Raw genomic sequence first — 16404 nt, 5'->3', positions numbered from 1 at the left:
TGATTATTCTGAGGTGTAACGATCTAATTTAAATTGTTTTCCAAGGTACAGCTGTTTGGCTTTTTCATCTTCGGCCAGCTTATCAGCGGAGCCTTCCATTAATATCTTTCCTTCAAACATAAGGTAGGCGCGGTCGGTAATAGCCAGCGTCTCATGTACGTTATGGTCGGTAATTAGAATACCAATGTTTTGATGGCGGAGACCCGATACAATTTGCTGAATATCTTCTACGGCAATCGGATCGACTCCGGCGAACGGTTCATCCAATAAAATAAACTTCGGATCTGTAACCAAAGCGCGGGCTATTTCAGTCCGCCGCCTTTCTCCGCCCGACAAGCTATACCCTTTGCTGTCAACAACTTTGTGAAGCCCGAATTCTTCAATAAGCTTATCAACTTTAAGGTCAATTTCTTTTTTGGGGATAGATAAGAACTGGAGCACCGATTCGAGATTTTCACGAACGGTCAGGTTTCTGAATACACTGGCTTCCTGAGCAAGGTAGCCGATTCCCATGCGGGCTCTTTTATACATGGGTTCGCCCGTCAGGTCTTTTTCATTCAAAAATATCTTTCCGGCATTGGGGCGCACCAAGCCAACCATCATATAAAAAGTGGTGGTCTTTCCGGCACCGTTTGGACCCAGCAGCCCTACAACTTCACCCTGCCGTACATTAATCGACACATCATCCACAACCGTTCGCTTGCGATAGCGCTTTACCAGGCCCTCGCTGTGCAGTTTTAATTCCGGTTGGGTTTCTGTGCTCATATCGGTGTGATTAAGCTACGGAAAGAGAATTAAGAATAGACTCAAAAATAGGTTTTCCATCTTCAGAACCCAGGAGCTTTTCCATGGCTCGTTCAGGGTGAGGCATCATCCCCAGCACATTCCGCCCTTCATTACAAATTCCGGCTATATGATCGATTGAGCCATTAAAGTTGGCGCCTTCGGTGAGCTCTCCGTTCGCATCGCAATACCTGAATAAAACCTGATCGTTATCCTGCAGCGACTTCAACCCCGACTGATCAATAAAATAATTACCTTCTCCATGAGAAACGGGAATATCAAAAACGCCACCTTTTTTCAGCGAGTTTGTAAACAGGGAATCAGTAGTTTCGCATCGAATAAATACATTTTTGCACACAAATTTCAGCTTTTGGTTGTGCATCATGGCTCCCGGAATCAGTCCGGCTTCAAGCAAAATCTGAAAGCCGTTACAGATGCCCATTACCGGTCCGCCTTTTTCAGCAAATTTCACCACTTCCTGCATAATGGGAGAGAAGCGGGCAATAGCTCCGGAGCGGAGGTAATCGCCATAAGAAAATCCGCCGGGGATAATTAAAAAATCGATCCCTGAGAGGTCGGTATCTTTGTGCCATAAGAATTTCACCTCACAACCCATTACGTGCTTCATGGCATGATAGGCATCATGATCGCAATTAGAGCCGGGGAATACTACTACGCCAAATGTGGCCATTGTTTTATCCTTTTATTTCGGTAACAAGTTGAATTTCTTTTAACACGCCATCAATGCGAAGGCACTCTTCAAATTCGCCTTCATGCACCAGCGCTTTACCTTCGTTGTGGACTTTCCATGTCTTATCTTCTGCTTCTGATAAACTGCATCCGGTCGCTTTCATCAGCTGGGAAATGACCTCATCAAAGGTGTGAATATCATCATCATATAGAATCAGTCGCCAGGGCGTATCCACCGCATCTTTGACTTCTTCTTTCTCTTTGGTTTCTGTGGTTTCTTCTACTTCGGTCCCAGACAACACGAGTTCATCGATATGTTGAGCAAGCAGAAACATGGATCAGGATTCGATAGTAATTTCGAAATCTTCCATTACTTCATTAGCCAGCAGCTGCGCACAGGCTGACTCTACAATTTCTTTAGCCGCAGATTCATCCTTTGCATCCACATCAAGCTCAATAAATTTTCCAATACGAACTTGCTGAACTTCATTTAAACCAAGATTCTGCAGAGCATGATGAGCGGCTTTACCTTTAGGGTCCAAAATAGATGGACGGAGCGTTACATTTACTTTCGCTTTGTACATAGTTGGGCTTCGTTTAAGTGAGTGCCAAAGTTAACCTTTCTGCAACTTAGCTGCTAACCTGGATTAAGAATTGACTCCCATTTGTTCACAGCCATAAATGGCTTGCTTGTGTACTTGAAGAGATACCCTGCCTTGGTTGAATATCTTCCAGTTTACAAGCATGGACTTTAGCCCTGTGCAACTTTCAACACAATTCTTTCTTTCATCTCATCCACAGAAAGCTCCTCCGCATCCAGCCATTCAATAAATTCCCACCGCTTAAACCAGGTAATCTGTCGTTTTGCGTATCGTCGGGTGCTTGTTTTAATTTTCTCCACTGCTTTTTCCAGTGTCCACTCTCCCTCCAAATACTTGATGATCTCTTTATAACCCACCGTATTCAGCGATTGTAGCTCCTTTGAATGTCCCGATGCCAAAATTGATTTTACTTCGTCCACCAGGCCTTGCTCTATCATTTGATCAACCCGTTGATTGATGCGATCGTAGAGTTTTTGCCGGGGCCACTTCAAACCAAAAACCAAGGTGTCTTCATCGGGATAAATTTCATCGTTGCTATGAAAACTGCTGAAAGGCTTACCGGTTTTCATCCACACATCCAGCGCACGGATAATGCGTTGCCGGTTCATTCCGTCCATTTTTTTAGCGTATTCAGGATCCACTTCCTTTAGCATCCCATAAAGTGATTCAAGTCCTTCCCTCTCTATCCGGCTTTCCAGCTCCTCTATATTTTCCTCATTCGATTCCGGCATCTCGTTGAAAGGTTGGATCAGGCTTTGGAGGTGGAGGGTACTACCTCCGGCATAAATCACGTGCTCCGATTTCTGCAGAATTTCTTTTTCCCATTGCTCAGCCCGCTTTTGAAAGTCCATGGCCGAGTCTTCTTCATCCAAGCCCAGCAGGGAGATGTTATAATGCTGAGTCCTATCTAATTCTTCCGGTGAAGGCTTTGCGGTTCCAATATTTATATGCTTAAAGCATTGGCGGGAATCTGCCGAGATAATAGATGTGTTAAGCTTCTCAGCAAGTTGTAGAGAAAGTTCGGTTTTTCCGGCCGCTGTTGGACCTAAAAGTATGATTCGCAAGAAATACCGTGTTTAAGTGTTCGTGAGTTTGCGTTACAATATAATCATAACACTGTAACACGTTCACACTCTAACACTTAAACACATTAAATATCAAAGCGGAGAGAAATGCGATGGGTGAAGCCTAAATCACTGGAAGCGCCGGCGAAACTGGTAAAGCCGTAGTCAAGCACAAAGGAGGAAAGCTTAAGGCCAAGTCCGAGAGTAGGAGAAACGGAAAAACCTGAAACCGGATCAGTAATGAAATCGGTAACGCCCGCACGTAAGGCAATCACATCTTTATATGAAATTTCACTACCTAAATGTGGTTCAACACTCATTCTGCCCAGGTTGATGTAATAAGCCTGCCGGTTTTCAAAAAGCAGGTCCACATCTGCAGCTGCTGAAACCAAAAAGTCGCCTCCAATCGGGAATAATTTTGCTACACCCAATTTCACAGACGGAAGCACAAACTCGTTTTGTCCGGTTGGAAGCGAGGCTCCCAGACTGTCGAATTGAGCTTCGTAATCACCAAAGGCTGACTCGTTTACATCCCACATCTTCTGCATGGTGGTAATGTCATGAACCGTGACCCCAAAACTGGCGAAATCGGCCTGGTACTTTACACCAATGTCCAGGCTATATCCCCATGCTTCAGCAAAAGGCCCCAGTTTCTGGCGAATGATTTTAGCAGAAGCACCATAAGACAACTTCTCACTTTTCTGTGTAGCATACGAAAAAAGAAGTGCCATATCGGCCGTGCTGAACCTGGTAATATAAGATTCCACATCCTGCTTGGGCTGATCCCGTTCACGGTCCCAGGCATTCAACGTGTTGGCAATGTTATCAACTCCCTGACGGAAAAAACTGATTGAAACCACCCCGTTGTTTGACTTCAGGGGAAGAGCGGCTGCTCCATAGTCATAGCCCACAATGCCGCTAAATCGCTCGGAATGCATATACATGATTTGTGGGGTTTCAACCTCTGCAAGTCCCGCCACATTCCAGTAAGCCGAAGTCACATCGCCGGTTAGGGCTGCATGAGCACTCCCCATTCCAAGCGCACGGGCTCCGCTTCCTGTTGTAAGGAAATCATTTCCATACTTCGCCTGTGTAGCTTGAGAAAAGGTGAGGACAGGAATCATCACAAAAAGTAAAAGCGCGGGGAAGGATCGGTTCATCAAAAAAACAGCGATATATTAAGAGTTACTGTAGCGCTTTAAACGATATATTCTGTGACTTATTTGGGATGAAAATTGCGCTTTCTGCGGTTGCAGAGAGAGCCAGTATTTCTTAGTATAAGCACACTCCACTGAAAGGGCAACTGTTGGTTGAAAATTGCCTTTTAACCCATTTAAATAATGCATTTATGAAATTTTCTGTATCGAGCAACGAACTCAATAAAGGGCTTTCGGCCGTGATTGGAGCCGTGCCTTCAAAAGCTACGCTTCCTATTTTGGAAACCATCCTTTTTGAAAGCGAAGATGGAAAACTCAAACTCACCGCTACCGATCTCGAGATTTCAATCATCGAGTACATCGATGCAGATATAGAAGAAGACGGAGCGGTTGCCATACCGGCACGCAGGTTGCTCGAAACCTTACGTCAGCTGCCCAACATCCCGGTTTTCTTTGATGTGGACGACCGCAAAAACATCAACTTCCGCACCGATAAAGGTACCTATAAGCTGGTAGGTGATGATGCTGATGAGTTCCCGGAAGTGCCCAACCTTGATGAGGGAACCAGCATCAATACTACAACGGAGCTGATGAATAATGCCATTCATAAAACATTATTTGCCGTTTCCAGTGACGACCTTCGCCCGGCCATGATGGGTGTATATTTCCAGATTGGAACCGATGAAAGCAAATTTGTAGCTACCGACGGGCACCGTCTGGTTAAATACACCAACAAAGAGATTACAGCCGACAATGACGTGAATTTCATTGTTCCTGATAAAGCGTTGAGCCTCATACAGAAAACCATTGACGGTGATGAGTGCGACCTGACCGTAACCGAAGATCATGCGCGATTTAAAAGTGGCGGCACCATCGTTATTACCCGACTGATTAATGAGCAGTATCCGAATTATGATTCCGTTATCCCGCGCGATAACGACAAGTTCCTGACCATCAGTAAAGAGCAGATGCTTTCTACCGTAAAACGGGTGGCCATCTTCTCGAGCACTACTACCCGACAGATCCGGTTACAGCTGGGCTCCGACAAACTCACCATTCGCGCCGAAGACCTTGATATGAGCAGCGAGGCGAAAGAAACCATCGAATGCGAGTATTCCAACGAGGAGATGGAAATCGGCTTTAATGCAAAATACCTGGGTGATGTACTCAGCAACATCGATGATGAAGAAGTAACTTTTGAATTTTCTTCACCTAATCGCGCCGGTATTGTGAAGCCTTCGGAAGAGAATGAAAACGAAGATATTCTAATGCTGGTTATGCCGGTGATGCTCAACAGCTATGCCTGATGAGTCAAATAATTACCCTCACATCTGATTTTGGTCTGCAAGACCATTATGTGGGCGCTATGAAGGCGGTCATCCTTGGAATTGCTCCCAATGCTCGCCTCATCGACATCTCTCATGACATCCCCCCGCAGGATATAATGGCCGGAGCATGGGTGGTACGCAATGCAGCTTTTCTTTTCCCGCCCGGCACAGTTCACCTTGTTGTTGTAGATCCCGGTGTAGGCACTCCCCGCCATCCCATCGCATTAAAAGTAGGTGATCAATATTTTGTGGGACCCGATAACGGCATCTTTTCTCTTTTCTTTGATGAATTTGAATACGAAGCCGTAAAGATTAACAACAAAGATTATTGGCGGCAGGAAGGCTTATCCAAAACCTTTCATGGACGGGATGTTTTTGCCCCGGTTACTGCTCACCTCAGCAACGGCGTTTCCTTTGACGAAATAGGAGAGCCGATCGAAGAGCTGGTTACTTATCATTGGGCCGTTCCCATCGCTGATAAGGATGGCCTTCAGGGCTGGGTTGTTCACATTGACCGTTTTGGCAACCTGATTACCAATATCTCTGAGCAACTTTTTGAAGAACACATTAAAAAGAAAGACGTCAAAATTTATGTGGGTAATACCATGCTCAAAAAGATCGTCTCTACCTTTGGGGATGTGGAAGAAGGAGAGCCTGCAGCATTTATAGGCAGTTCGGGGATGCTCGAAATTGGTATCAACAAAGGAAATGCCGGACAGATGTTAAGTGTTGACAAAGGTGCGCAAATCTCAATCGTGCTGCAGAAGTAGTCGGTAGTGGAACCCTAATTAACTTTTCCAAAGTTAACAGGGAGCAACGCCACCTATCGTCCCTTAGGAACTTTGGAAAAGTTACTAAGACATAGAAAGAACCTGTAACACGAGCGGTAATTAAGCGTATTCATCACAAAAAAATGATTGGTTTTTATGACACTTGAATTACGCTCCCCAATAGACGAACGAGCAGGGATTTCCATCCCTGATGAAGTTTCCATCCTTTCTACTCCATTTAATGGTACCGTAGGGTCCAAAGAGGGGGATGAGTATCAGGTTAAAAACAACATTATAGATTTGCTCGGGAAAGAACCCGAATTCACTTCCATCGCCCAAAGCACAAATCACTGGAAGCTGACCGCTGCTATTTATGAGGATATCTGGCGCAAGCGCTCTCTCTCTCTTTTATCCGGTGAAGAGTTCCCCATTGAAAAAGAGCATGAGCTTCTCATCGACTGGACTGCTCCCGAAGAAGATGGCTTTTATTTAGACCTTGGATGCTCGACGGCGCTTTACGGTCGCGCACTTAAAGCCGCTCAGAAAAAAGCCAATATTGTAGCTCTCGATTTTTCGTACCAGATGCTGGAAGAAGCCCGACTAAAAGCAGAAGCCGATGAAACCGACATGTATTTTTTAAGAGCCGATGGGCGGGAGCTGCCTTTTTTCTCTAAGACATTTGACGGCATTGTGATGGGCGGAACACTTAATGAGCTTACCGAAGTGTTGAAGGTCCTTTATGAAGCCAAACGCGTTATTAAAGACGATGGCGTTTTCTTCATGATGCACCTGACTAAATCTGATGCCTGGTACGGCCGACTGCTGCAAGAATCAGCAGCTATTGGGGGGATTCACTTCTGGACCGTTGATGAAAGTAACAAGCTATTTAATCAAGCCGGCTTTAACGTAGAAGAGCAATTAGTAAAAGGCATTGTGTGCTTTACTAAACTTACCCCTTCTTAGTCATCATCTAAACACGAACTGATTCAAGCGTCCGCTTGGACATTACCTTCATAAACCGTTTGTAGTAATACACCGCACAAGCGGAGAACTAACTCCTGCCTAACTCTCTAACCGAAAATTAATAGGTAAAGCATACTGAACACACACCGGTTTACCGTTTTGTTTGCCCGGCTCAAATTTAGCTTCTTCAACAGCGCTGACAGCTGCTTCATCTGCTCCGCCGCCAATTCCCCTGATTACCTGAACCCTTGTCGTCTGTCCTAATTTATTTACCACAAACTGAACAGTGACCCTACCCTCAATTCCTGCTTCCTTTGCTTCAGCAGGATACTCCACACTTTCCTGAAGTTGAGACATTCCGCCTATCAATTGTGGCATTTCCTCCACCACTATATTCACCTCATCGCAAAAGCGCGGGTCTGCACTAAAGTCAAAGTACCCACAGCCTGATGCTACAAATAGAAGACATGCGATTAACCCTACGTTTTTATTTATAATTTTGCTCATCTGCTTACATTTGTTCCGGAGCGGTGATACCTAAAATACCCAACCCGTTTCTTAGAACCTGCGCTACGGCCTTCGCCAGCTCCATTCGGGCCTGCGCCAGTTCTTCATTTTCTCCCAGAATTCGGCAGTCGTGATAGAAGCTTGTGAAATCGGACGCCAGTTGATTTAGGAAGGTTATTACATGATGAGGCTCCCTAAGCCTGGCCGCTGTCGCAACAATTTCAGGAAACTTCAGCATGGTTTTAATGAGTGTGATTTCCGCCGGATGGCTGAGCAGGCTTAGATCAACTTTTCCTGAAAAATCATATTCATCTTCTGCTTTTCGGAGAATACTGGAAATTCGGGCATGTGCATATTGCAGATAAAAAACCGGGTTTTTCTCTCCGGCCTCTTTCGCCTGGGCGATATCAAACTCAAGATGCGTGTTGGGTGAACGCATCAGGAAGAAGAAGCGGGTTACATCGGCTCCCACCTCGTCCATGAGTTCGTCGAGGGTGACAAAGTTCGCTTTACGGGTACTCATTTTGAATGGCTTTCCGTCTTTAACGATAGTCACAAACTGGTAAACCACCACGTCCACTTTATCAGGATCGTAGCCCAGAGATTTAATCCCCGAAAGCACATCCGGATAGGTAGCAATATGATCGGCCCCAAATACATCCACACACAGGTCGAAACCACGATCCAGTTTATTCGCATGATAGGCAATGTCCGGGAGGCGATAGGTGGGCTCACCGGTACTTTTTACCAGAACGGTGTCTTTGTCTTTACCAAATTCGGTGGTTTTAAACCAAACGGCCCCGTCTTTATCATACGCTAACTCAAGCTTTCGCAGCTTCTCAATAGTTTCCTCAATTTTGCCGTCTTCATAAAGGCTGTGCTCATTGAAATAGGAATCCATTTTAATGCCCATTCGATCCAGCGTTCTGCTGATGTCCGCAAAAATTTCTTCTTCGGCTTTTTCTTTGAACGGCTTTTCATCTTCAGCATCAATCAGGTCCTCTCCGTGCTCATCCACCAAAGCCTGGGCGATGTCCCGGATGTATTCACCTTCGTAACCGCCTTCCGGGAATTCGTCACTTTTGCCTAACAGCTCCAAATAGCGGGCCTGAACACTTTCACCCAAAACACGCATCTGACGGCCGGCATCATTAAAATAATATTCTCGTTCTACGTCAGCGCCGGTCCATTCCAGGAGCCGGGAAACGGTATCACCTAATACCGCATTTCGGCCATGACCCACCGTTAACGGGCCGGTCGGATTGGCACTCACAAATTCAACCAGCACCTTTTTCCCTTTGTAGGCATCTGTTTTCCCGTATTCAGATCCGGTGCCCAGAATTTCTCCCAGTTCATCAAACAAATAATCCTCGGCAAATCGGAAATTAATGAAACCGGGACCGGCTATTTCAACGGCAGAGATTTTCTTCTCATTATATTCCAAACCATCCACAATCTGCTGAGCTATAGCCCGCGGATTATTCTTCAAAGGCTTGGCCAGCATCATCGCTACATTTGTGGAGGCATCCCCGTGCTCGGGTTGATTGGGTTCCTCAATACGAATTTCCGGTTGTTCTTCCAGCTCAAATTGATCCAGCGACTTGCTGAGAATCTCGACTAAATATTCTTTCATGAAAAAATGGGTTTCAAAATTCACCCCAAAGATAAGGGAAAAGAACATCGAATATTGAACATCAAACACTGAATTTTGAACGATGCACAATAAATCTATTCGGTGTAAGAGACAATCTCGCTCCTGAATCTCTGCGTTGTAACGAAGAGAAATTGCAACTTCATCGCTTGCTATTTCGAGCACAGTACGGCATAAAAACCAACCACTAAGCCTTTTGTGCTTTCACGATTTAGTAGCGATAAAATCAAAGGTAACGGTTATGATTTAACCATTGCCTCAATAAGCTGCTTGAACTGCTCAAAGGTGCGCGGGTTGTTCTCCAACTTGGTTCCATTAATGAAGAATGTCGGCGTTGAGTTTACGTTCAGGTTCAATCCTTCCCGTTTATCTGCCATCACTTTTCGCTGCATATCGGCGGAGTTCATATCATTTCTGAACTGCTCCATATCCAGGTCCAGGCTTTTGGCATATCCGATAAAAATAGCTTCCGCATTTCCCCGGGCCCATTGTTCCTGCCCGGCAAAAATCATGTCATGCATTTCCTGGTATTTGTCCTGCTCCCTGGCGGCCTCGGCAACCCGCGATGCCAGTTGCGCGTATTCGTGCATATTCAGCGGAAAGTGCTTGGTAGTGATGGAAATCTCACCTCCATATTCTTCCTTCAGCTGCTCTTCGATGGATACGAAGTATTTACAGGCCGGGCACTGGTAATCACTGTATTTCACAATATTGATTCTCGTTTCCGACTCTCCTGAACCCTGGCTAAATGCCGTGCTGCTGAATAAAAGCCCAAATAGCGTGAGTAAGAATAATCCTCGTTTCATGTCGTCATCCCTTCTTTCTTCTTATGATGATTAACTTTTTCAAAATGTCGCTTCAAGATACCACTCATTTTTTCAATTATCTGTGGAATCTGTTCCATTTGATTCTCCTTTCCGAACGATAAACGCACAAACTCCCGTGCTTCTTGTTCGTCTTTTCCAATGGCTGTCATGGTCTTGTTTGGTTTTTCTGAACCAACCTGACAGGCGCTCCCGGTTGAGATTGCCAGTCCTGCCTGGCTGCATTCCAGCATAAAAAACTGCCCTTCGATACCCGGAAACCGCAAGCCTAAAATATTGGGCACATACTCACGCGGGTGCTGCTCAACCACCACCTCATAATCCAGCTTTGTTAATTCAGCTAATAGCTGCTCCCTAAGTTTTAGGATGCGATGTTGTTCAGTCACGCGGTTTTGTGTGATTAACTTGGCCGCCGTTGCAAAAGCTGCAACAGTGGGAACATCCGCTGTTCCGGGCTTAAATTTCTTTTGATTATCTGTATCCGGGAATACCGGTTTCCATTCCACTTTGGGGTTCATCCAAACTGCTCCACATCCTTTCGGCCCATATATTTTATGGCTTGATAGGGAAATAGCATCCACGTTTAAGGTTTGTACATCTATCGGGATACGGCCAAAGCTTTGCACACAATCGCTGTGAAGCATCACTCCTTTTTCATGAAGAAAAGCGCCTATCCTGGCTAAATCCTGGATGGTTCCGATTTCCGAATTCACATGCTGAATGGAGGCAAGAACGGTATCTTCCCGAACCAGGTTTTTCAACTCTTCAAAATCCACTTCCCCATACTCATTCACAGAAACTACTGATACTTCATACCCTTCCTGCTTCAGCTTTAAAAACAGGTTTCTCACCGAAGAATGCTCGATGGGTGTGGTAATCAGGTGTCCCGATTCTTCCCCCAGCGAATTCAACAGTGAATAGATTGCCAGAAAGCTCGATTCTGATGCACCGGAAGTAAAGAACACATCTTTAGGGCGCGCGTTTAAAGTCCCGGCTATGGTTTTTGCGGATGCTTCCAGAATCTGCTTTGCCGAAGAGCCTTCATCGTGCATGCTGCTGGGGTTGCCAAAATAATGCTTCGAGACATTTACATACACCTCCAGCGCTTTGTCACTGATGGGCGTTGTAGCGGCATGGTCCAGGTAAATCATCGACGATCGCTCTTATGTTTAAAAAAAGGTATCTTTGTTACCCTTTGAAAATAGACAAATAAAACGGCTGATTCACTTTTATGAACCATCTTGAGCTAAAAGAAATTCTGACCAACGCTTTTCGTGAAGATATTGGATTGGGCGACCTGACTTCCGATTCTATTTTTCCCAAAAACCAGCTTGGGAAAGGCGTTTACACCGCTAAGGCTGATGGGGTGCTGGCAGGGCTGGAAGTTATAGCCGCCGGCTACCAAATGTTAGATGAGTCGGCCAGGATTTCCCTTCATAAAAATGACGGTATGCCTGTAAAAGAAGGGGAGAAAATAGCCGAAGTTGAAGCCCCTGTTCAGGTATTACTGAAGGGCGAGCGGGTTATTCTGAATTTGATTCAGCACCTGAGCGGAATCGCTTCATCTACCCGGCAGGTTATTGAGCTGCTGGGAGATCCCAACATTACCATAACCGACACCCGAAAAACGTTGCCCGGCCTTCGCTCTTTACAGAAGTATGCCGTTCGTTGTGGCGGGGGCAAAAATCACCGCTTCAGGCTGGATGACGGGGTAATGATCAAAGACAATCACATTAAAGCTGCGGGTAACATAAAAAGTGCGGTTGAGCTGGTACGAGCCCGGGTTGGACATATGGTGAAAATTGAGGTAGAAACGGAAAATAAAAAGCAGGTGTTGGAGGCCGTAAAAGCAAAAGCAGATGTTATCATGCTCGACAACCGCTCTCCGGAAGAAGTAAAAGAACTGATGCAATTAATCCCTGACGAGATTGTTGTTGAAGTCTCCGGCGGCATCACCCCGGAGAACATCGCCGGTTATAAAGATTGTGGTGCAGATGTAATTTCTCTGGGCTGGCTGACCCATTCTGTTAAGGCCCTGGATATCAGTTTTAACCTTGAGTGAGGCAATGAGAGTTTACTTAGACACATCCATTTTCGGTGGCTTTTTTGACAAAGAATTCAGGAAAGAAACCAAGAGATTGTTTGAGCTTTTCGAACAGGAAAAGTTAAGCCCGGTAATATCAGCTATTACGGTGGATGAGTTATATGAAGGAGCGCCGGAGCGTGTAATCCAATTGCTAACGTCTTTGAAAGCAACCAAACTTGAAACCCTTGAATTGACTGAAAACTGTGAGTTACTGGCTGACAAATACATAGAAGAAAAAGTTGTTTCTGAAAAATACTTTGAAGATGCATTACACGTAGCTATTTCAACCGTTTATAAAGTCGATGTCTTGGTTAGCTGGAATTTTAAACATATCGTTAACCTTAATCGAATTGAGGGATTTAATATAGTCAACAATTCCTTAAATTATGATGAAATAGAAATCCGCTCCCCAAAGGAGTTTTATTATGGGTGAAAAAAAAGAAATAAAAGCCTTGGACCTTAAGAAGCGATTAAGAAATCGTTTTTATGAAAAGTATTATGCTGACAGGGATTTACTTCATAAAAATGCTTCTAAAGCGATGCAAAATTTTTTGAGGGAATCTCCTCAGAAGCACCCCAATTCTTAATTATCCCTTTATGGAAGTTTTAGATGTTTTAGAGATTGAATCCGAAGTATCCCTTCCCAAGCGATACAGTGAGCTTTCCCAGGAAGAAATGGAAGCTCGTATTCTGGAAATAAAAGCCAAATTCGGCGATCGGCTCTTTATTCCGGGTCATCATTACCAAAAGGATGAAGTGATACAGTTTGCGGATGCCCGGGGCGATTCCCTGAAACTCGCTCAAATCTGTGCCGAAATGCCCAATGCTGAATTTATTGCATTCTGTGGCGTTCACTTTATGGCCGAAACGGCTGATATGCTCACCGGACCAGATCAAAAAGTAATTCTCCCTGACTTGCGCGCCGGTTGTTCTATGGCAGATATGGCCGACATCGATCAAACCGAGCTGGGCTGGGTGAAAATGCAGGAAATTTGGGGTGATACCATCTTGCCACTTACCTACGTCAACTCTACCGCAGCCATCAAGGGCTTTGTAGGCAAACATGGCGGAGCCACGGTAACATCATCCAACGCCAAAAAAATGCTGGAATGGGCCTTCACCCAAAAGGAGCGCATTCTGTTTTTACCCGATCAACATTTAGGCAGAAATACGGCTTTCGACCTGGGCGTTCCTCTTGAGCAGATGGCCATTTGGGCTCCCATTGAAGGGGAGTTCATCTATGACGGCGATTTTGAAGATGTGAAAGTTATTCTCTGGAAAGGGCACTGCTCCGTTCATGAGAAGTTTAATATTAAGCACATCGAAAACCTTCGCAAGCAGGAACCTGACACAAAAATTCTGGTTCATCCCGAATGTACCTATGATGTGGTTCAGGCCTCCGACTACAATGGCTCCACCAGCTTTATCATTGATACCGTTGAAAATGCTGAGCCCGGCACGAAATGGGCCATCGGCACCGAAATGAACCTGGTGAACCGGCTGGCACAGGAAAACCCGGATAAAGAAATTGTTTCCTTAAATCCGTTTATGTGTCCTTGCCTGACGATGAATCGCATTGATCTTCCACACTTACTGTGGTCGCTGGAGAAGCTGGAAGAGGGAGAAGTGGTTAATCAAATAACCGTGCCTGAAGCAGTGGCAGAAAATGCGGTGCTTGCATTAAACCGAATGCTGGAACGGTCATAACCTCGTTACCGCAGATCTCGTTTCCAATGAAATTATTCCCCGCCATAGTATTATTAATATCAATTCTTTACGGATGTGATGGTTTTAAATCGGTACCAGATCCCCCAACTCCGATTGAAGCTGAGATCATTCGAATTGATATAGATCCTAACCCAGTTAAAATGAATGAGGTAATTATGATCACCTGCGTGTTAGAAGATAGTGTGGCTCAGAATTTACTTTTTGGATGGATTTTACCTAATAGCCAAAAGACTATTTCCACAACTGAAAATACTTACTCTTTCATTGTTGACCTAGAGCCAGGAGAGTATGATGTTGCAGTATCTGTAAATGACACTACAAAAAACTTTATAAGCAGTAACAAATCAAGCTATTTTAAGGTAATAAACAATGATCAATAATTTTCTCTTTGTTAATCAACCAAGCTCTATATAGCGATAGAAAACAGCTCATTTCAGGAACAACCATCTAAAATTCCCGGTACATCTTTTCGTTAGTAAACGCTTAATCCTTCCTATAAAAATTAGTACATTCAGGAAACGCAGTTCCATGATGAGATCAAGACCGCTATTATTTACCCTATTTATTCTTTTTTGCCCGATTTTCGCCTTGGCACAGGGCGGACAACAAGGGGCCGATAATTCCCTTTTGCCGGAAATTAATCCTCAGGATATTGAGATCCGAAGTGAATTCCAGGCACGCTTTCCGGGCCTCAGACGACAGCCTATTTTGGGCTTCAATCCAAAGCCGCGGGTTTTCCAGATCGACCCCAACCGCATGCCCTTTATGGAGACGAGGGAAGAAGCCGTAGCCGATATCTCTATCACTCAACTCGGCCGCCCTGAGCCTCCCCAACGATCTGTTCTCACCAATCCTGACCGCATCAATGCTTACATAAGAGGTGGTTTTGGCAGTTTTATCACGCCGGAGCTGAATGGGTATGGGTTTTATAAGCTGAATGAAAAAAGCCTGATTTCTGCCGATGTAAACATGCGGGCTTCAGATGGACACTTAGACAACCAGGAAAGCTCCTTTCGATATTTGGATGCCAATGTAAGTTATATAACCAAGGTTCAGGATGATCTCAGGCTTACCATTGATGTGGGAGGGCTGAGCGATTATAATGATCTGTTTAACCTCTCCGATAACTTACAGCAGAATTTTATTGGTAAAACATCCAACAAGAGTTATTCCGGAGGCTCTGCGCAGCTTTCGCTTCAACAGTCCAAGAATACCCTGACCGGATGGCGAGCCGCTTTAGGAGGAAATGTATTTAATACTTCATTAGATGCCGGAAACTCCGGCCTTTCCGGAGATTTAGATGAGCAGATTGGCCATGCTACATTTTCTTATTACTGGCCGGGAAATCGCCTTTATGAAACCTTTGATATAAGCGCCTCTCTTGAAGCCGGAAACTATTCAAACCCCGTATCATCCGATCAAAGCTGGGTAGATGCCGGGGCTTCTTTTGAGTATGAGCGATTGTTAAACTTCAGTACCAGAATAAGTGGAAAAGGAGGAATTGAGTATATCTCAGATCCCACAACCAGCAAGGTCTATTTTACTCCTGAAATCCGAATTAAACATAACTTTAGCAACGCTCTCTCTATTTCAGGAACCGCCTTTGCTAAACCTGAAATGCAGACTCAGCAATCACACCACCAGTACAATCGATTCCTGAATGTTCAGAATCAACTTCGTCATGCTTATCACCTTGGGACTACCGGCGAAGTCAATTTCCAGCTGTTTGATGGCAACCGTATTTTTGGAGGAGTTAATTATCGTCACGTTAAAGATTATGCATATTACCGGCGTCAGACACTCCAGCCATCCAATACTGCAGGCTTTTATAATGTTAACTATGCAGACGCTAACATTTTTGAACTCTACGCCGGAGCCAGCCAGCAATTACTTCCTGAGAAATTCTGGTTTGACGGTAAAGTATATGTTCGCAGCCCAAAGTTAAGCGGGGGTGGATTTATACCTTATGAAGAGAAGCTTGGGGTGGAAGGAGCTATTTCATATAAAGTGATAAAAGAACTTACAATTAACGGTTGGGCAGAATATATTGGCTCACGGGAAGCACCGGCGGCAAACTCAGATTTAAGTGCTTACGTACTGCTTAATGCCGGAGTTGAATATCAAATTAATGATACCTTTGGCGTTTATGCCAAACTATTAAATCTTTTGGGACAGGAATATGAAATTTGGAATGGATATCAGGAACGACCATTCCAGGTTTTCGGAGGTTTAACCATAAAATTCTAATAAC

The 16404-nt window shown here is 44.7% G+C and carries 19 protein-coding genes; 9 read left to right on the top strand and 10 right to left on the bottom strand.

What is annotated here, in order from left to right; all coding sequences use genetic code 11:
* Positions 1 to 3 precede the first annotated feature (3 nt).
* From lptB to NM125_RS07125, 6 genes are all read right to left on the bottom strand, one after another.
* Entirely contained in the window at positions 4 to 765 is a 762-nt protein-coding gene (gene lptB / locus NM125_RS07150) for an LPS export ABC transporter ATP-binding protein (RefSeq protein WP_255134219.1), read from the bottom strand.
* A 10-nt stretch (positions 766 to 775) separates the two neighbouring features.
* Positions 776 to 1474 (bottom strand): phosphoribosylformylglycinamidine synthase subunit PurQ, encoded by a 699-nt coding sequence (gene purQ / locus NM125_RS07145; protein WP_255134218.1) that lies wholly within the window; start codon positions 1472 to 1474, stop codon positions 776 to 778.
* A 4-nt stretch (positions 1475 to 1478) separates the two neighbouring features.
* Entirely contained in the window at positions 1479 to 1808 is a 330-nt protein-coding gene (locus tag NM125_RS07140; RefSeq protein ID WP_290963935.1) for an ATP-dependent Clp protease adaptor ClpS, read from the bottom strand.
* Positions 1809 to 1811: 3 nt separating this feature from the next.
* Complete coding sequence (gene purS / locus NM125_RS07135) at positions 1812 to 2057, bottom strand: phosphoribosylformylglycinamidine synthase subunit PurS (RefSeq protein WP_255134217.1); 246 nt, start codon at positions 2055 to 2057, stop codon at positions 1812 to 1814.
* 167 nt (positions 2058 to 2224) lie between these two features.
* Entirely contained in the window at positions 2225 to 3139 is a 915-nt protein-coding gene (miaA, locus tag NM125_RS07130) for a tRNA (adenosine(37)-N6)-dimethylallyltransferase MiaA (protein ID WP_255134215.1), read from the bottom strand.
* Between the two features lie 86 nt (positions 3140 to 3225).
* Complete coding sequence (locus NM125_RS07125) at positions 3226 to 4299, bottom strand: PorV/PorQ family protein (RefSeq protein ID WP_255134213.1); 1074 nt, start codon at positions 4297 to 4299, stop codon at positions 3226 to 3228.
* A gap of 188 nt (positions 4300 to 4487) precedes the next feature.
* Here NM125_RS07125 and dnaN point away from each other — a divergent pair, with 188 nt between their 5' ends.
* The 3 genes from dnaN (at position 4488) to NM125_RS07110 (ending at position 7357) form a co-directional block, all read left to right on the top strand.
* Positions 4488 to 5603, top strand: coding sequence for a DNA polymerase III subunit beta (gene dnaN / locus NM125_RS07120; RefSeq protein ID WP_255134210.1), 1116 nt, complete (start codon positions 4488 to 4490; stop codon positions 5601 to 5603).
* Positions 5603 to 6394, top strand: a complete 792-nt coding sequence (locus NM125_RS07115; RefSeq protein ID WP_255134208.1) for an SAM hydrolase/SAM-dependent halogenase family protein — start codon at positions 5603 to 5605, stop codon at positions 6392 to 6394. Before dnaN ends, NM125_RS07115 begins: the two co-directional genes overlap by 1 nt.
* Positions 6395 to 6550: 156 nt before the next feature.
* A complete protein-coding gene (locus NM125_RS07110; RefSeq protein ID WP_255134206.1) occupies positions 6551 to 7357 on the top strand; it encodes a class I SAM-dependent methyltransferase in 807 nt (268 codons plus the stop codon).
* A gap of 99 nt (positions 7358 to 7456) precedes the next feature.
* Here the strand turns inward: NM125_RS07110 and NM125_RS07105 are convergent, their stop codons facing one another.
* From NM125_RS07105 to NM125_RS07090, 4 genes are all read right to left on the bottom strand, one after another.
* On the bottom strand, positions 7457 to 7864 hold the full coding sequence (locus NM125_RS07105; protein WP_255134204.1) for an energy transducer TonB: 408 nt from the start codon (positions 7862 to 7864) through the stop codon (positions 7457 to 7459).
* Between the two features lie 4 nt (positions 7865 to 7868).
* Entirely contained in the window at positions 7869 to 9497 is a 1629-nt protein-coding gene (argS, locus tag NM125_RS07100) for an arginine--tRNA ligase (protein ID WP_255134202.1), read from the bottom strand.
* A 257-nt stretch (positions 9498 to 9754) separates the two neighbouring features.
* Positions 9755 to 10321: a DsbA family protein gene (locus tag NM125_RS07095; RefSeq protein ID WP_255134200.1), complete on the bottom strand. Its 567-nt coding sequence runs from the start codon at positions 10319 to 10321 to the stop codon at positions 9755 to 9757.
* Positions 10318 to 11490 carry an IscS subfamily cysteine desulfurase gene (locus NM125_RS07090; RefSeq protein WP_255134198.1) on the bottom strand — a complete coding sequence of 391 codons (1173 nt, stop codon included), beginning with the start codon at positions 11488 to 11490 and terminating at the stop codon, positions 10318 to 10320. Before NM125_RS07090 ends, NM125_RS07095 begins: the two co-directional genes overlap by 4 nt.
* A gap of 80 nt (positions 11491 to 11570) precedes the next feature.
* On the opposite strand from NM125_RS07090, the gene nadC reads away from it, so the two are divergent.
* The 6 genes from nadC (at position 11571) to NM125_RS07060 (ending at position 16400) form a co-directional block, all read left to right on the top strand.
* Positions 11571 to 12401: a carboxylating nicotinate-nucleotide diphosphorylase gene (nadC, locus tag NM125_RS07085; protein WP_255134196.1), complete on the top strand. Its 831-nt coding sequence runs from the start codon at positions 11571 to 11573 to the stop codon at positions 12399 to 12401.
* A gap of 4 nt (positions 12402 to 12405) precedes the next feature.
* Positions 12406 to 12858 carry a type II toxin-antitoxin system VapC family toxin gene (locus NM125_RS07080; protein WP_255134194.1) on the top strand — a complete coding sequence of 151 codons (453 nt, stop codon included), beginning with the start codon at positions 12406 to 12408 and terminating at the stop codon, positions 12856 to 12858.
* Positions 12851 to 13012, top strand: coding sequence for a hypothetical protein (locus NM125_RS07075; RefSeq protein ID WP_255134192.1), 162 nt, complete (start codon positions 12851 to 12853; stop codon positions 13010 to 13012). The genes NM125_RS07080 and NM125_RS07075 overlap by 8 nt, the downstream gene beginning before the upstream one ends.
* A 10-nt stretch (positions 13013 to 13022) precedes the next feature.
* Positions 13023 to 14132 (top strand): quinolinate synthase NadA, encoded by a 1110-nt coding sequence (gene nadA / locus NM125_RS07070; RefSeq protein ID WP_255134191.1) that lies wholly within the window; start codon positions 13023 to 13025, stop codon positions 14130 to 14132.
* Between the two features lie 26 nt (positions 14133 to 14158).
* Positions 14159 to 14533: a hypothetical protein gene (locus NM125_RS07065; RefSeq protein WP_255134189.1), complete on the top strand. Its 375-nt coding sequence runs from the start codon at positions 14159 to 14161 to the stop codon at positions 14531 to 14533.
* Between the two features lie 148 nt (positions 14534 to 14681).
* Positions 14682 to 16400: a TonB-dependent receptor gene (locus NM125_RS07060; protein ID WP_255134187.1), complete on the top strand. Its 1719-nt coding sequence runs from the start codon at positions 14682 to 14684 to the stop codon at positions 16398 to 16400.
* Positions 16401 to 16404 lie beyond the last annotated feature (4 nt).

The organism is Gracilimonas sediminicola (assembly GCF_024320785.1).
GTDB lineage: Bacteria > Bacteroidota > Rhodothermia > Balneolales > Balneolaceae > Gracilimonas > Gracilimonas sediminicola.
Note: the sequence above shows the minus strand (reverse complement) of the source record. Positions and strands in the feature narration are given on the sequence as shown.

Coding starts and splice junctions, on each gene's coding strand:
- lptB (WP_255134219.1), bottom strand. CDS start 765: ATGAGCACAGAAACCCAACCGGAATTAAAACTGCACAGCGAGGGCCTG.
- purQ (WP_255134218.1), bottom strand. CDS start 1,474: ATGGCCACATTTGGCGTAGTAGTATTCCCCGGCTCTAATTGCGATCAT.
- NM125_RS07140 (WP_290963935.1), bottom strand. CDS start 1,808: ATGTTTCTGCTTGCTCAACATATCGATGAACTCGTGTTGTCTGGGACC.
- purS (WP_255134217.1), bottom strand. CDS start 2,057: ATGTACAAAGCGAAAGTAAATGTAACGCTCCGTCCATCTATTTTGGAC.
- NM125_RS07125 (WP_255134213.1), bottom strand. CDS start 4,299: ATGAACCGATCCTTCCCCGCGCTTTTACTTTTTGTGATGATTCCTGTC.
- dnaN (WP_255134210.1), top strand. CDS start 4,488: ATGAAATTTTCTGTATCGAGCAACGAACTCAATAAAGGGCTTTCGGCC.
- NM125_RS07115 (WP_255134208.1), top strand. CDS start 5,603: ATGAGTCAAATAATTACCCTCACATCTGATTTTGGTCTGCAAGACCAT.
- NM125_RS07110 (WP_255134206.1), top strand. CDS start 6,551: ATGACACTTGAATTACGCTCCCCAATAGACGAACGAGCAGGGATTTCC.
- NM125_RS07105 (WP_255134204.1), bottom strand. CDS start 7,864: ATGAGCAAAATTATAAATAAAAACGTAGGGTTAATCGCATGTCTTCTA.
- argS (WP_255134202.1), bottom strand. CDS start 9,497: ATGAAAGAATATTTAGTCGAGATTCTCAGCAAGTCGCTGGATCAATTT.
- NM125_RS07095 (WP_255134200.1), bottom strand. CDS start 10,321: ATGAAACGAGGATTATTCTTACTCACGCTATTTGGGCTTTTATTCAGC.
- NM125_RS07090 (WP_255134198.1), bottom strand. CDS start 11,490: ATGATTTACCTGGACCATGCCGCTACAACGCCCATCAGTGACAAAGCG.
- nadC (WP_255134196.1), top strand. CDS start 11,571: ATGAACCATCTTGAGCTAAAAGAAATTCTGACCAACGCTTTTCGTGAA.
- NM125_RS07080 (WP_255134194.1), top strand. CDS start 12,406: ATGAGAGTTTACTTAGACACATCCATTTTCGGTGGCTTTTTTGACAAA.
- NM125_RS07075 (WP_255134192.1), top strand. CDS start 12,851: ATGGGTGAAAAAAAAGAAATAAAAGCCTTGGACCTTAAGAAGCGATTA.
- nadA (WP_255134191.1), top strand. CDS start 13,023: ATGGAAGTTTTAGATGTTTTAGAGATTGAATCCGAAGTATCCCTTCCC.
- NM125_RS07065 (WP_255134189.1), top strand. CDS start 14,159: ATGAAATTATTCCCCGCCATAGTATTATTAATATCAATTCTTTACGGA.
- NM125_RS07060 (WP_255134187.1), top strand. CDS start 14,682: ATGATGAGATCAAGACCGCTATTATTTACCCTATTTATTCTTTTTTGC.